The sequence below is a fragment of the Amycolatopsis sp. NPDC049688 genome (assembly GCF_040674975.1).
Lineage (GTDB): Bacteria > Actinomycetota > Actinomycetes > Mycobacteriales > Pseudonocardiaceae > Amycolatopsis.
In genome coordinates, this window is record NZ_JBFANY010000017.1 from 66,588 (window position 1) to 80,189 (window position 13,602).

Below are 13,602 nucleotides of genomic sequence, written 5' to 3' on the forward strand. Positions count from 1 at the left end.
ACCGAGCTCCCTGGGAAGGCGGAAAGGTGACGGGAAGGAGCGAGGGCGGCTCAGGGAGCGAGGTCGCCGCGTTCGGTGTCGGCCCCGTAAAGCGGGAGCTTGAACGTCGTCACGTGAGCCAGCTTACTGCGCCGGGTACGGGCCTGTCTGGTCCTTCGGGCAGAACCACGTCGGCCGCCGGTGGACGTCGTGGCCCTGGGTGCGGACCAGGGTCTTGCCGCCGCAGCGGTAGCAGCCCTGGCGCGTCCGCTCGTAGACCCAGTTCTTGCGGTTGCGGTCGAAGTGGCCGGTGGTGCTCTGGTCGAACCGCCCGGAGCGGGCGTTGGCCAGCAGCAGCCTGCGGGCGAGTGCGACCGTCTGCGTGGCGTCCACTTCGGACACCGGCGTCCACGGTGTGACGCCGAGCAGGAAAGCGATTTCGCACTTGTAGAGGTTGCCCACGCCCGCCATCACGCGCTGGTCGAGCAGGGCGATGCCGAGCTCGCGGGCGGGGTCGGCGGTCAGGTTCGCGATCGCCTGCTTCAGGTGGTCGTCCGTCCACTGTGGATCCAGCAGGTCGGGTCCGAGATGGGCGACGAGGTCGTGTTCCTTGGGCGTGGCCACGAATTTGAGGTCGTGGACGCGGAAGCCGATCACCTGGACGTCGGCCGCGGTCAAAATCGCCCGGGCGTGGTGACCGGGCCGGCGCCACTTCGCGCCGGCCGGGTAGACGTCCCACATGCCGTCCATCATCAGGTGCGAGTGCAGGGTCAGGTCACCGGAGAAGCGGGTGAACAGGTGCTTGCCGACGGTCCCGACTCCGAGGACGTCGCGCCCGGCGAGGTCCACAGTGGCCAGTTGTGGCACGCGGAACTCGCCGCGCAGCAACGTCTTCCCGGCCATCGCGTTGGCGAAGCGCTTGGCGACCAGGAACACGGTGTCACCTTCGGGCACGGCTCACCCCGCGGATTCGGACACCTCGGCCGGTGCCTCGGGGGTTTCCGGCGCCGGGCCTTCGGGCCAGTCCGGGCCCTCGGGGTCCTCGCCGGCGATGCGGTGGCGCCCCGCCCGGTTCGACCGCAGGATCTTGGCCAGCACCATGTTGAACGTGAGCGCGATCTCCTGGGCGCCGGGCGAGTGCCACTCGTGGATCGGGCTGCACGCACCCTGCGCCTGCTGCACCGCCAGCCGGTCGGTGATCGCCGTCGGCATCACCAGCGAGCCGAAGTTCTCGCGCAGCTCGGCGATCCGGAACTGGTGCTCGTAGGAGCGCACGCGCAGCTTGTTCACCAGGACGCCGATCGGGCGCAGCCGCGGGTTGAGCTCCTTGCGGATCTTCTCGATCGCCTCCAGGGCGCGGTGCGCGCCGGCGACGGCGTACATCGTCGGTTCGGTGACGATGAGCGCGCTGTCCGCGGCCACCAGGGCCGACTTCGTCAGCCGCCCCAGCGACGGCGGGCAGTCCAGGATCACCAGCTCGTACGGCGTTTCGTGCAACGGCTCCCGGTGCAGCTCGTCCAGGGCGCGGGAGAAGTTCGCCAGGCGCTCGCTGTCGGCCTCGGGGTCGTTGAGCAGCTCCAGCTCTTCGGCGCCGACGAGCACGTCGACGTCTTCGCTCCAGACGCTCGGCGCGATCGCGCGCTTGAGCATGTCCCGGGTGGGGGTCTCGAGCACGTCCGCGAGAGTGGCGTCGGTGAACGGCGGGTCGAGCGAGGTGGTGGCGTTGCCCTGCGGGTCGAGGTCCACCACCAGGGTCCGGGTGCCCCTACGCAGGGCGGCGGACGCGACACCGAGAGCGACCGTCGTCTTGCCGACGCCTCCCTTGAGGCTGAGTACGGCGACCGTGTGCACGTTCTCCAGCCTACGGGTGCGGGCTCGGAGCGCCGCCGGGCAAGGGGCGTTCACTCGAAGGGAGGAGCCCGGGAGACGGCGCGGGGCGGGCACTACCCTGTGCGACATGAAGACGGAGACCGTGGCCGCCCGGGGTTCGGGCGCCGTCCGCCGGGTGCTCGAGGCCGAGATCGAGGCCGCCCGCGCCCGCGGCGCCGAGCACCCCCGCGTCGTCGACGTCGGCGGCGGCAGCGGCGGCTGGGCGGTGCCGTTCGCGGCGGCGGGCTGCCGGGTGACGGTCGTCGAGCCGAGCCCGAACGCGCTGGCCACGCTGCAGCGCCGCGCCGAGGAGGAGGGCGTCTCCGAGCTGATCACGGTGGTCGCGGACGACTCCGACGCGCTCGGCAGGCACGTCGAGGCGGGCTCGGCCGACCTGGTGCTGGCGCACGGGCTGCTGGAGATCGTCGACGACCCGGCCGCGGTGCTCACGGCCCTCGCGACGGCGGTCGCGCCGGGTGGCGCGGTGTCGGTGCTGGTGGCGAACCGCCACGCGGCGGTGCTGCACCGCGCGCTCGCGGGCCGCGTCGGCGAGGCCCGGCGGCTGCTCGAAAGCGCGGAGGGGATCGCCCCGGGCGACACGGTGCTGCGCCGGTTTTCCGCCGACGGCCTGCGCGCCGGCCTGGAGGCCGCCGGCCTCGAGGTCACGCTGCTGCAGGGCGACCGGGTGATCTCGGACCTGGTGCCCGGCGACGTCCGTGACGACGAGCTGGCCGCGTTCGAGCAGGCGGCGTCGTCGTCGCCGGCGCTGCGGGACATCGCGGGCCGGCTGCACGCGGTGGCACGGCCCGCCTGAGGATTTCCCGCCGTCGCGCTTGCGGTGATCGGAAACTGTCGGGGGTGGCCGGTAGCGTCCCCGGCGTGGGACGAAATGCCGAGTTGCCGGGCGGAATGGGCCGGTTCCGGGTCCGGCCGGGCGAGCCGGTGCCGGACGACACCGGGTGCGGGCTGCTGCACGTGGACATGGACGCGTTCTTCGTGTCGGTGGAGCTGCGGACCCGGCCCGAACTGGCGGACAAGCCGGTGGTCGTGTCCGGTGGTGGTCCGCGGGCGGTGGTGGCCGCGGCGAACTACCCGGCGCGGAAGTTCGGCGTGCGGTCGGCGATGCCGTTTTCGACAGCGAAACGGCTGTGCCCGCACCTGATCAACATCCCGCCGACGCCGGGGCTGTACAGCTCGGTGTCCCGCGGGGTGATGGGGATCTTCCGCGAGTTGACCCCGCTGGTGGAGCCGCTGAGCCTGGACGAGGCGTTCCTGGACGTCAGCGGGGCGTTGCGGCGGCTGGGCGCGACGCCGGCCGCGCTGGGCGCGCAGCTGCGGGCGCGGGTCGAGGCCGAGCACGGGATCACCTGCTCGGTCGGGGTGGCGAAGGTCAAGTTCGTCGCGAAGCTGGCCTCGGGGATGGCGAAGCCGGACGGCATGGTCGTGGTGCCGGCGGCGGAGACCCTGGCGTTCCTGCACCCGCTGCCGGTGTCGGCGCTGTGGGGCGTGGGCGAGCGGACGGAGGAGCACCTGCGGCGCCTGGGCCTGGACACGATCGCCGACGTCGCGGCGTTCCCGCCGGAGCGGTTGAAGAAGTCACTGGGCACGGCGATCGGCGAGCACCTGTACCGGCTGGCGCACGGGGTGGACGAGCGCCCGGTGGTGGTCGACGCCCCGGAGAAGTCGATCGGCGCGGAGCACACGTTCGACGTCGACAGGCATGACCGGGCTTCCCTGAGCCTGGAGCTGCTTCGCCTGGCGACGCGGGTGGGGGCGACGTTGCGAGCGCGGGGTGTGCGCGGCCGGACGGTGTCGATCAAGGTGCGGTTCGCGGACTTCCGGACGATCACGAGGGCCCGCACGCTGGTCTCGGCCACGGACGTGGCCCGGGAGATCCACGCGGTGGCGGTGGCGCTGCTGGAGGAGCACGCGCCGACGGGTGCGGTCCGGCTGATCGGGGTCCGGGTGGAGGGTCTGGACACGGGGGAGGCGGGGGAGCAGCTGGTGTTCGAGTCACCCGAGCCGCGCTGGCGCGATGCGGAGGTGGCGGCGGACGTGGCGAGGTCGAAGTTCGGCTCCGCGGCGGTGCGGCCGGCGTCGTTGCTGGCGCCTCGGGAGGGGTGAGAAGCGGCTGGGGGTGCTGCCACCTCCGCGCCGGTGTCGAGCGGCCGATCACCCGGGGTGATCCTCGGCACGGTCGGCGTTCCCCCACATCGTCGAACATGCGGTAAAACGGTTACGATCGGCGACGGTGACCGTCCGCAACACCCCGCGGGCCGGATTTAGCCCAATTCGATCCCTTCTGGATGCGGGATCGGGTAGTCGTGCGGGCGCGGGCCTCGTATCCTGGACAGTGCCACCCCGCCTGGGGTTGGCTGTTGGGTCCAGGACGTTGCGCGGCCCGGCGCCCGCGACAGCTGTGCCGGAGGAGGAAAGATGCCACTCTCCGAGCATGAGCAGCGGCTGCTCGATCAGATCGAGCGCGAGCTCTATGCCGAGGACCCCAAGTTCGCATCCACGGTGCGTGGCACCCGGTTGCGTCGCCCCGCTCGCCGACGGCGTATTCAGGGCATCGCCCTGTTCGTAGTGGGCGTGGCCCTGCTGGTGCTGGGCGTGGTGGTGCCGCAGTTCCGGGTGGCCGACATCCCGCTGATCAGCGTGCTCGGGTTCCTCGTGATGTTCTTCGGAGTCATGATGGCCGTCACATCGATTCGGCACGGCGCCGACGGAGACGGCAAGGGCGGCGGACCAGGCGCCCGCGGCGGCAAGCAACCAGGCCGCCGGAGTTCCTTCACCCAGCGGATGGAGGAGCGCTTCCGCCAGCGCTTCGAGGAGCAGTAGCGCCGCAAGACCAGAGATCCGCGTCCCGCCGTTCGGCGGGACGCGGATCTTCTTGTGTGCTCACCCACCTTGCGGCCGGGCGGGTTTCCCGAGGTGACAGTGGGTGACCCCCACAAGAGTGAGGCTCCGCGCCCCCGCCCGACCTGGTGTGATCAAACCCGCAAGCAGCGGGATCAGCACCGAAACTCGCATGACTGAAGGCGGAACTCGTGTGATCAAGCGGGCATCTCGCGTGATCAGGCGGGCATCTCGCGTGATTGCCGGGGCATCTCGCGTGTCTGGCGGGGCATCACCGTGATGCCTCCCCGATCACGCGAGATGCCCGAAAAGCCCCCTCAGTCGCGGTTGCGGAAGACCGACCGCGGGAACAACCGGCCCTTCCACGAAAGCGGCGCGTTCCGGCGCAGGCTCCGCCGCAGCCCGTCGAAGGCCGGCTGGAGCTCCGGCTGAGGCGTCTCGTCCTCGCCGTACCACGACCTCTCCAGCACGCCGATGACCGTCCGGAGCCCGTCGCGGCCTTCGTCGTCCAAGTGGTGCTTCGCCGCCAGCTTCTGGCCGGCCACGCGGATCGTGTCGCTGCTCGGGATCGGCAGCCCACGGTCGGCGCACTCCGCGCGCAGCTCCGCCCACGCCGCGTCGGCCGCTCCCGGTTGCTGCTGGACTATCCGCTGCAGGCGCCGTCGGCGGACCGCCTCGCGAACCATCGCCGGGCCTGCCACCAGCAGTGACAGCAGCACCACCAGCACACCCAGCCACCACGCCACGGTCGCCGCCAGCAGGCCCAGGGCGGTGATCCACAATCCCGCCGCCACCAGGGGTAGCCAGCCGAGCAGGGCCTGCGCCCGGGACGGGGCGGCCGCCGCCGGGGCCGGGGCCCGGACGAGCAACGCCCCTTCGCTTCGGTCGCCCGGCGCCGGTCCGGCCTCCGGGAGCGGAGCCGGTGGCGCGGCGGGCCGCTTGCGGTCGAGCAGCCGGCGCAGCAGCGTCGCGACGACCAGCGCGCCCGCGCCCAGCAACGCGAGCACCAACGCGAAGTCGAACAACCAGCCGTCGCTGCCCGAAGCGTCCTTCGCCGCCTGGGCCGGCAGGTTCGGCTCGGTGTCGCGCGGGACTCCGGTCGGTGCCGCGCTCGACTGGACCGTGCTCGGCGCCACCTGGGTGTCGTCCGGCTGGGTGCCGTCCTGCGGGCCGGCCTGCAGGTACGACGGGGTGATGCCGCGGCCGTCGGACAGCGGCGTCGGGTCGAACGTCACCCAGCCCTTGTCGCCGAAGTACGCCTCGACCCACGCGTGCGCGTCCTGGGTGCTGATCGACAGGTAGTCGTTGACCTGCACGCCCGGCGTGAAGCCGATCGCCACCCGCGACGGGATGCCCGCCACCCGCAGCATCACGGCCATCGCCGACGCGAACTGCTCGCAGAACCCGCGCTTGCCGTTGAGGATGAAGTCGGCGAGGGCGTCGGCGTCGACCTTCGGCGCGGTCTTCGTGTCGTAGACGAAGCCGTTCTGCGCCGTGAAGTACCGCCAGATCGCCGAAGCGCGGTCGAAGTCGTTGGACGCGCTGGCGATCAGCTGCTCGGTCTTCGCGCGGACGCGGTCGTCGACCGGGGCCAGCTCGGTGTAGCGCGGCGGCAGGTCGTCGACCCGCGAGGTGACGCGCAGCTCGGCCGCCGTCGGTTCCTTCAGCGACGCGTACTCCGTGTACGCCGGCGGAGCCTCGCTGCGCGTGGTGAACACCGTGCCGCTGATCTGGTCGTAGAGGTAGCCGTTGGCCGCGCCGTCGATCACCCGCGGCGCGCCGTACACCGGCAGCCAGTTGTCGCGCCAGCTCGTCGGCTCGACGTCGATCTTGCGCGCGGCGCCGGTGCCGTCGTCGCCCGGGGCGGGCGGCAGCTGCGGCCCGACCGGCGTGCCCTGTTGCGAACGGCCTTCGTCGTGCAGGCCCCAGCCCTTGTTGGGGTAGTAGGTGTCCAGCGTCATCGCGCGCAGCAGCCGCCGGTCGGTGCCGAGGCCGCGGACCCGGAACAGCTCGCGGTTGGCGCCCTGGTCGAGCATGCCGCGCAGCTCGGTGAACGGCTGGATGCCGAAGCCGCCGGAGCCCGCGCCGGGGCCGTTCCCGTTGCCGCCGAAGGGCATCCGCCCGACGGTGCCGACCCAGCTGATCGCCCCGCCCAGCAGGCCGAGCACGATCGCCGCGCACACGACGGCGACCGGCGCGGACAGCACGCCCGGCTTGCCGCTGCGCCCGGGCGCTTCGCGGGTCCGCCAGCGCCGGTGCCGGTGGTTGCCGTCGACGGCCAGCAGGCCGGCGAACGCGGCGCCGCCGAGCAGGAACGTCCACCACGGCAGCATTTCCTCGCTCAGCGCGGCCGGCACGGCGTAGACGCAGAGCAGCACGAGCCCGGTCGCGGCGGGCGCCGCGGCGGCGACGGTGAGCGTGTCGACCAGGACGGCGACGAGCCCGATCAGGATGGTGACCAGGCACAGGATCGGCTGGCTGCCCTCGACGGGCGGCAGCCCGACGCGGATCTGCTCGGCGGCGGCCGACAGCGTGGTCCCGATCTCGGAGAACGCTTCGGGACCGGGGATCACCTGCAGGATGCCGTGGGTGGTGAAGGCGCCGGTGATGAGGAACAGCAGGACGAGCAGCTGCCCGAGCCCGACGAGGACGGTCGGCACCTGCAGCGAGCGCAGCGCGAGACCGGCGGCCCCGATGAGCAGCACGGCGACGAAGAGGTACCCGAACCAGGCGAGCCCGGAGACGACGCTGGTGACGGAGGTGGCGGCGCAGAGGGTGGCGACACCGGCGGCGACCGGGGCCAGGACGCTGCTGCGCCAGGCGGAAAGCGGCCGGTCCGGCCGGGGTGCGGGCCGGTCGGTGGGACGCGGGGGTGCGGCGGTGCTCATCGCGGGCCCTCGATCGGGTGGGGAAGGCGGGTGGCCGCGGCGGCCTTGGGCCGGTCGCCGCGGTGGAGTCCGGCCCGGGATGCGGGCCGGCCGGGTGGGTGCGCGGTGCCGGTGCACATCGGCAGCTTCCCGCGGCGGAGGTGGGAGTGCGGCGCGGTGGTCCTCATCGCGGCCCCCCGATCAGCGTCCCCCGGCGAGCGCCGCTCCGGCACAGCTCCGCCCACACCTGCGGCATCGGCGAGCCCGGTCCCGCGACCACCACGCCCCACCCCGCCGCGCGCAGCAGGGCCGCCGAGTCCTCCGTGGCCGCCGCTCGCTGCTCCGGGGCCGTCACGCCCGCCGACCACGTCGGGGTGTCCAGCAGGACCGCCAGGCTCCGGATCCCTCGCGGGCGGAACTGGGTCAGCTCGTGCACCGCCTCCGTGCTCACCGTGCCCAGCACCGCGATCAGCTCCTGGCCCTCCGCCGGGTCGCCGGCCAGCGTGATGTCGCGCTGGTGGGCCGGCTGCAGCGCCGCCAGGGCGTCGAGCACCACGTGGTCGTAGTGGTCGCCGCCGTCGCCCGGGGTGTCGGCCAGGATGGCGCCGTGCTCGCTCACCAGCCGGACCCGGTGGCCTGACCGGCGCAAATGCAACGCCGCCGACGCCGCGAACGACACGGCCCACTCCAGGCTGGCCGCCGGGCCGGCGCCGTGGTGGGCGGCCGCGCGGTGGTCGAGCAGGACCGTGGTGCCGCCGCGCCACGGGCGTTCCTCGACGCGGACCATGATCTCGTCGCGGCGAGCCGTCGAGCGCCAGTGGACCTTCCGCAGGTCGTCGCCCTGGCGGTACTGGCGGACGATCACGTCGGCCTCGCCCTGCCCGGCGTGCAGGCGGACCGTGCCGTCGTCGCCGACGCCGATGCCCGCGCCGCTCGGCAGGCCCCACAGCGCCACCACGCGGGGCACCACGACCAGCCGCGAATGCCCGATCAGTTCGCGCTCGAACTCGCACAGCCCGAACGGGTCGGTGATCGTCGCGCGCAGCGGTCCCACCTGCTGGATTCCGCGCAGCACCGGCTGCAGCGGGTAGCGCAGCGCGACCCGGCGGTCGTGCGGGAGCCGTTCGACGACGAACCGCGGGCGCGAGCCCAGCGCGTACGGCACGCCGTCTTCGAGGAGGATTTCGCCGGCCGGCAGCCGTCCGCTGCGCCACAGCTCCAGCTGCACCTCGCCGTTCCCGCCGACCGCCACCCGCTCGGGGCGCAGCGCGCGGGTGGCGCCGATGCGCAGCCGGGTCGCCGAAATGAACACGGCGACCAGCAGCGGCAGCGCCACCACGAACACCGCCACCCGCAGCAGGTCGCGCTCGTTGAGCACGAACGAGCACACCGCGGCGGCGATCCCCGCGGCCAGGAGGCAGCGGCCGCGGGTGGTCAGGCCGGACAGGGCACGCAGCATGCCGTTCTCTTCCTCTTCGGCAGTACTAGGGCCGGGAACCCTGCGGCACCGGCACCCGGTGCAGCACCGCGCGCACGACGTCGGTCGCCGACCGCCGCGCCGCGTGGGCCTCGGTGGTCAGCACCAGGCGGTGCGCCAGGACCGGGACCGCGACCGTGTGCAGGTCGTCCGGCACCACGTAGTCCCGGCCCGACAGCGCCGCCTGCGCCCGCGCCGCGCGCACGAGGTGCAGCGTGGCCCGCGGGGACGCGCCCAGCCGGATTTCCGGGACCTGCCGGGTGGCCGCGACGACGTCGACGGCGTACCGGCGGACCTCCGGCGCGATGTGCACGCCGCGGACCGTCTCGATCAGGCGGTGCACGGTCTGGCCGTCGGACACCGGCTGCAGTTCCTCGAGCGGGTTGTGGCCGGCGTGCTCGTCGACCATGGCCAGCTCGGCCTGCTGGTCGGGGTAGCCGATGGAGACGCGCGCGGTGAACCGGTCGCGCTGCGCCTCGGGGAGGGCGTAGGTGCCCTCCATCTCGATCGGGTTCTGCGTCGCGATGACCATGAACGGCTGGTCGAGGCGGTAGGTCGAGGTGTCGACGGTGACCTGGTGCTCTTCCATGCACTCCAGCAGCGCCGACTGCGTCTTCGGCGAGGCGCGGTTGATCTCGTCGCCCACCACGATGTTCGCGAACACCGGGCCGGGGCGGAAGTCGAACTCGCCGGACTGGCGGTTGTAGATGGAGACGCCGGTGACGTCGCTCGGCAGCAGGTCGGGGGTGAACTGGATGCGGCTGACCGTGCAGTCGATCGACCGGGCGAGGGCCTTGGCCAGTGACGTCTTCCCGACGCCGGGCACGTCCTCGACCAGGAGGTGGCCTTCGGCGAGCAGCGTGACCAGCGCGATCCGGATGACGTCGGGCTTGCCGACCAGCACGCGCTCCACGTTGGCGGCGATCCGCCGCGCGGTCTCGTGCAGTTCGTCCAGCGCCACTCTGCCGGGGTGGCCGTGGGCCCGGCCGTTGCCCGAGGGCTCCGCCGGGTAAGGCGGCCGCCCGGATGCCTGCTCGCCCGATCCGGGCGCGGCAGACTGGATTCTCGACGTCACTCGACCTCCTGGTGGCGCATGGCCGCGCGCATTGTGCGCCCGGCCGGGCCGAAACGGCCCCCTCGCTGGTGTCCGCGCGCAGCGACCAGCCTGCCACCCAGTGTGTCAAACCCGGGCGAACCGGGGGGTGGAACCCCGCGATGACACTGCGCAAGCAGCGACGATACCCCGAACGGGTGCCCTTTCACCCGATTCTGGGTGCTCCCGCTGACACCCTGCTCTGTCGTATGCTGCGGTTCGAGGTCGCCCGGCTACGGAGAGGCGTAACCGCTTATGAGCGAGGTGCGAACGCAGCCGCCCTTCGACTTGCGCGGCTTCGCGGTCGCGCCCGAACTGGCCACGGACGCCTACGCGAAGCTCGGCGCCCTGCAGGACGTCGTGGGCGAGATGGTCCGCGAAGCCAAGGTGCTCGGCCGGAGCGTGCCGCTCGGCGGCGGGTACGCGGGCGAGATCGGCGAGTTCATGGCTGAATACGGCATCGGCGGCCAGGGCTCGGCGGTCCAGCAGCTGACGGCGTTCGGCAAGGAGCTGGAGACGCTGAAGCACCGGATCGGCGAGGCACTGGCGAAGTACCAGCACGCCGACGAGCAGGCGGCCGAAGGGGTGGACTGCACGGGTGGCTGAGCGGGCGCGCGGGCGGCTCCGGTGGGGCGCGCCTGTCCTTCTTCTCCTGCTCGGCGGCTGCGGGCAGCCGCCGAGCGCCGAGCCGGCCACCGTGGGGCACCCGGCCACGTCCGAACGGCCTCCGGTCGCCTGGACGGGCCTGGCCGCGCTCGACCCCTGCACACTGCTCAACCCGCAGGACCGGTCGGCCGCGGGGATCGGTGTCGTCGGCAAACCCAAGGACATCGCCGGTCTCCGCGCGTGCGACTGGACCGTGCCCGGCACCTTCGGCGTCACCGTGACCCTCAGCGACACCGACGGCCTGGCCGACCTGGAGGTCGCGAAGAAGACGGCCACGAAGACGAAGGTCGGTACCCACCCCGCGCTGCGGGTGGCGGACAAGAAGGCCGCCGACGGCACCTGCGCCGTGCTGATCGGCGTGGGCGACGGCGCCAGCGTGCAGATCGACGTCAGCAACACCGGCTTCTCGGACACCCCGCTCGCGTGCCGTCGCGCGGGCACGGTGGCCGGGCTGGTCGAACCGAAGCTGCCCTGACCAGGAGGTGCGCCGTGCCCGAACCCCCCGTGCCCACCGCGCGGTACGAGGCCTACAGCCACGAGGCGATGGCCGCGGAGGTCGAGCGCGGCAACGATCCGGTCGCCGCCGGCGAAGCGGGTGCGCGCTGGGACGGGCTCGCGAAACGGCTGCAGGAGTCCACCGCCGATGTCGCGGCGCTGGTCGCCTCCTCGGAAGAACACTGGCGGGGCGAGGCGGGGGACGCAGCGCGCGCGGCGCTCGGCCGGGCCGCGCGGTGGCTCTCGCACTCCGCCGCCGTCTCGGCGTCGGTGGGCCACGCGGTCGGCGCGCAGGCGGAGGTGGCCGCGCGGGCCCGCGCCGACATGCCGCCGCCGGTGACCTACGACCCGGCGTCGATGATCCGCGACGCGGCGTCCAGCGGGAACGTGCTGGTGCTGGCCGGGCTGGCGGGTGAGATGGCGGCCCGCCGCGCCGAAGCGGAAGCCGCGCGGCAGAAGGCGATCGACGTCCTGCGGACGCGCGACACGGCCCTGCGGGGCCACGTGCCCGCCGAGACGTTCCCGGCCCCGCCGCCGCTGGGGCGGGCTTGATCCGGCTTTCGGCGTCGGCGTTCGACATCCTCTGGACCGACCTCGGCCACGACCGCCCGCCGGAACCGCTGACCGTCCGCAGCGTCGGCGCCACCGACGCGGAACGCGCCGAGGTGCGGAAGGCGGTCTACGAGAACCTGGCTTCGCGGGGCCTGCACGACGGGTCCGGGCTGGAGCCGGCACTGGCCGCGCGCCTGGAGCTGCTGGCGGCGGCGGACGTGTACGTCGCGTGCGAGGCCCTGGCCGACATGACGGCGTCGACGCCGTTCCGCGCGGTGACGGCGGCCCGCGGCCGCCGCGGCGTGCTGGCGACCCAGCCGGAGCAGACGATCGGCCTGGACTCGATCCGCGAGGGCGAGCTCTGCACGGCGATCGTCGACGTCCTGCCGGAGCTGTCGCCCGGCCCCAGCTACGGCATCAGCCTCCCGGCGTCGACGCTCTCGGGTGACCCCGTTTCGGGGACGGCGGCGGCGCAGCTCGAGGAGGTCCGCGCGATCCAGGCGCGGCCGGTGTACGCGGCGGGGCAGTTCAGCGTCAGCCGCCGGTCGCCGTCCGGGCGGGTGGCGCGGGTGGGTGGGCTGACGTGGTTCGACACGGACGTCGGTGCCTACTGCGCGACGAAGACCCCGGGCCGGGGTGGGCAGGAGTGGGTGACGGTCAGCCCGGTCGACAGCACCCGCCTCGCGGCCCGCGTCGCCGCCCTCCTGAACCCCGAGGACTGAGCTCGAAGGGGCATCACGTGTGATTGGAGGGGCATCACGTGTGATTGGAGGGGCATCAAGCGTGATTGGAGGGGCGACACGCGTGATTGGAGGGGCGACACGGGTCGGCGGGGTGATGCCCCGCTGATCACGGGAGATGCCCGCTCGATCACGGGAGATGCCCCGCGGATCACGTTCGCGTCCCCCACCGGGCCCCACCCGGGTTCCCCACCGTGCCCCCCACTCGGCCCCACTTGAGGGGTGGGAGGGTTCTTTCGCGGCCGTTATGCGGACGCATGGGGAACAGCTGAGGTTGCTCCGGCCCCCGGTGCGGGGGATCTTGGCCACCGCGCCCCACCACACCCCCCACCTACCCCCACCCTGCTGACCTGCGCAAACGGAACACTCGACGGAGTGGTCCGCGCGTTTGTCGCGTTGACTGTGGTGAAAAGTGGGGTACGGTGGTGCCCAGTGGGGCGGAAGGGAAGCCCCGTGGCCGTCCGGGGTGGTTCGCCACCGTGGACGGTAGGGAGGTGGAGGCCGTGTTCCTCGGCACCCACACCCCGAAGCTGGACGACAAAGGGCGGCTCGCGCTGCCCGCGAAGTTCCGTGACGCCTTGGCGGGTGGGCTGATGGTCACCAAGGGGCAGGACCACTGCCTCTTCGTCTTCCCTCGCGCCGAATTCGAGCAGATGGCGCGCAAGGTCGCCGAGGCCCCGTTCACGAACGAGGCGGTTCGGGCCTACCAGCGCTACCTGTTCGCCGGCACGGACGAGCAACGTCCGGACGGCCAGGGGCGCATCACCATCGCGCCCGAGCTCCGCCGCTACGCGGGGCTCAGCAAGGAGTGCGTGGTGATCGGGGCGATCACCAGGCTGGAGATCTGGGACGCCCAAGCGTGGCAGGCGTACCTGGAGGAACACGAAGACAGCTACGCGAAGGCTCGAGAGGAAGTACTGCCGGGCGTCTTCTAGGCGTGCGGTCGCGGTGCACCTTCGTCGTCGGGGGACGAGAGGTTCGCCGTCCGCGCGAGTAGGGGAAGCC

The 13,602-nt window shown here is 73.0% G+C and carries 13 protein-coding genes; 8 read left to right on the top strand and 5 right to left on the bottom strand.

Going from position 1 to position 13,602, the window contains the following annotated elements:
- Positions 1-123: 123 nt before the first annotated feature.
- Together AB0J55_RS37195 and AB0J55_RS37200 are read right to left on the bottom strand one after the other, a co-directional pair.
- Positions 124-933: a DNA-formamidopyrimidine glycosylase family protein gene (locus AB0J55_RS37195; RefSeq protein WP_364259758.1), complete on the bottom strand. Its 810-nt coding sequence runs from the start codon at positions 931-933 to the stop codon at positions 124-126.
- A gap of 3 nt (positions 934-936) precedes the next feature.
- On the bottom strand, positions 937-1,830 hold the full coding sequence (locus tag AB0J55_RS37200) for a ParA family protein (RefSeq protein WP_364259761.1): 894 nt from the start codon (positions 1,828-1,830) through the stop codon (positions 937-939).
- Positions 1,831-1,936: 106 nt separating this feature from the next.
- Here AB0J55_RS37200 and AB0J55_RS37205 point away from each other — a divergent pair, with 106 nt between their 5' ends.
- The 3 genes from AB0J55_RS37205 (at position 1,937) to AB0J55_RS37215 (ending at position 4,689) form a co-directional block, all read left to right on the top strand.
- Positions 1,937-2,662 (top strand): methyltransferase domain-containing protein, encoded by a 726-nt coding sequence (locus AB0J55_RS37205; protein WP_364259765.1) that lies wholly within the window; start codon positions 1,937-1,939, stop codon positions 2,660-2,662.
- Between the two features lie 95 nt (positions 2,663-2,757).
- Complete coding sequence (locus AB0J55_RS37210) at positions 2,758-3,972, top strand: DNA polymerase IV (RefSeq protein WP_364260168.1); 1,215 nt, start codon at positions 2,758-2,760, stop codon at positions 3,970-3,972.
- A 312-nt stretch (positions 3,973-4,284) separates the two neighbouring features.
- Entirely contained in the window at positions 4,285-4,689 is a 405-nt protein-coding gene (locus AB0J55_RS37215) for a DUF3040 domain-containing protein (RefSeq protein ID WP_364259768.1), read from the top strand.
- Positions 4,690-5,024: 335 nt separating this feature from the next.
- Here the strand turns inward: AB0J55_RS37215 and AB0J55_RS37220 are convergent, their stop codons facing one another.
- The 3 genes from AB0J55_RS37220 to AB0J55_RS37230 all read right to left on the bottom strand — a co-directional run bounded on the left by AB0J55_RS37220 (position 5,025) and on the right by AB0J55_RS37230 (position 10,126).
- Complete coding sequence (locus tag AB0J55_RS37220; protein ID WP_364259771.1) at positions 5,025-7,595, bottom strand: DUF3488 and transglutaminase-like domain-containing protein; 2,571 nt, start codon at positions 7,593-7,595, stop codon at positions 5,025-5,027.
- Between the two features lie 163 nt (positions 7,596-7,758).
- Positions 7,759-9,033: a DUF58 domain-containing protein gene (locus tag AB0J55_RS37225; RefSeq protein WP_364259774.1), complete on the bottom strand. Its 1,275-nt coding sequence runs from the start codon at positions 9,031-9,033 to the stop codon at positions 7,759-7,761.
- A 25-nt stretch (positions 9,034-9,058) separates the two neighbouring features.
- Positions 9,059-10,126, bottom strand: coding sequence for a MoxR family ATPase (locus AB0J55_RS37230; RefSeq protein WP_364259777.1), 1,068 nt, complete (start codon positions 10,124-10,126; stop codon positions 9,059-9,061).
- Positions 10,127-10,399: 273 nt separating this feature from the next.
- On the opposite strand from AB0J55_RS37230, the gene AB0J55_RS37235 reads away from it, so the two are divergent.
- From AB0J55_RS37235 to mraZ, 5 genes are all read left to right on the top strand, one after another.
- Positions 10,400-10,750, top strand: coding sequence for a hypothetical protein (locus AB0J55_RS37235; protein ID WP_354811546.1), 351 nt, complete (start codon positions 10,400-10,402; stop codon positions 10,748-10,750).
- A complete protein-coding gene (locus tag AB0J55_RS37240; protein WP_364259779.1) occupies positions 10,743-11,285 on the top strand; it encodes a DUF3558 domain-containing protein in 543 nt (180 codons plus the stop codon). Before AB0J55_RS37235 ends, AB0J55_RS37240 begins: the two co-directional genes overlap by 8 nt.
- A gap of 14 nt (positions 11,286-11,299) precedes the next feature.
- Positions 11,300-11,857, top strand: a complete 558-nt coding sequence (locus tag AB0J55_RS37245) for a PPE domain-containing protein (RefSeq protein ID WP_364259782.1) — start codon at positions 11,300-11,302, stop codon at positions 11,855-11,857.
- Positions 11,854-12,579: an ESX secretion-associated protein EspG gene (locus AB0J55_RS37250; RefSeq protein ID WP_364259785.1), complete on the top strand. Its 726-nt coding sequence runs from the start codon at positions 11,854-11,856 to the stop codon at positions 12,577-12,579. The genes AB0J55_RS37245 and AB0J55_RS37250 overlap by 4 nt, the downstream gene beginning before the upstream one ends.
- Before the next feature lie 521 nt (positions 12,580-13,100).
- Positions 13,101-13,532, top strand: a complete 432-nt coding sequence (mraZ, locus tag AB0J55_RS37255; protein WP_004561064.1) for a division/cell wall cluster transcriptional repressor MraZ — start codon at positions 13,101-13,103, stop codon at positions 13,530-13,532.
- Positions 13,533-13,602 lie beyond the last annotated feature (70 nt).

Bases quoted from the DNA above. Each gene is read 5' to 3' on its own strand.
- AB0J55_RS37205 (WP_364259765.1), top strand. From the start codon at position 1,937: ATGAAGACGGAGACCGTGGCCGCCCGGGGTTCGGGCGCCGTCCGCCGG.
- AB0J55_RS37210 (WP_364260168.1), top strand. From the start codon at position 2,758: ATGGGCCGGTTCCGGGTCCGGCCGGGCGAGCCGGTGCCGGACGACACC.
- AB0J55_RS37215 (WP_364259768.1), top strand. From the start codon at position 4,285: ATGCCACTCTCCGAGCATGAGCAGCGGCTGCTCGATCAGATCGAGCGC.
- AB0J55_RS37220 (WP_364259771.1), bottom strand. From the start codon at position 7,595: ATGAGCACCGCCGCACCCCCGCGTCCCACCGACCGGCCCGCACCCCGG.
- AB0J55_RS37225 (WP_364259774.1), bottom strand. From the start codon at position 9,033: ATGCTGCGTGCCCTGTCCGGCCTGACCACCCGCGGCCGCTGCCTCCTG.
- AB0J55_RS37235 (WP_354811546.1), top strand. From the start codon at position 10,400: ATGAGCGAGGTGCGAACGCAGCCGCCCTTCGACTTGCGCGGCTTCGCG.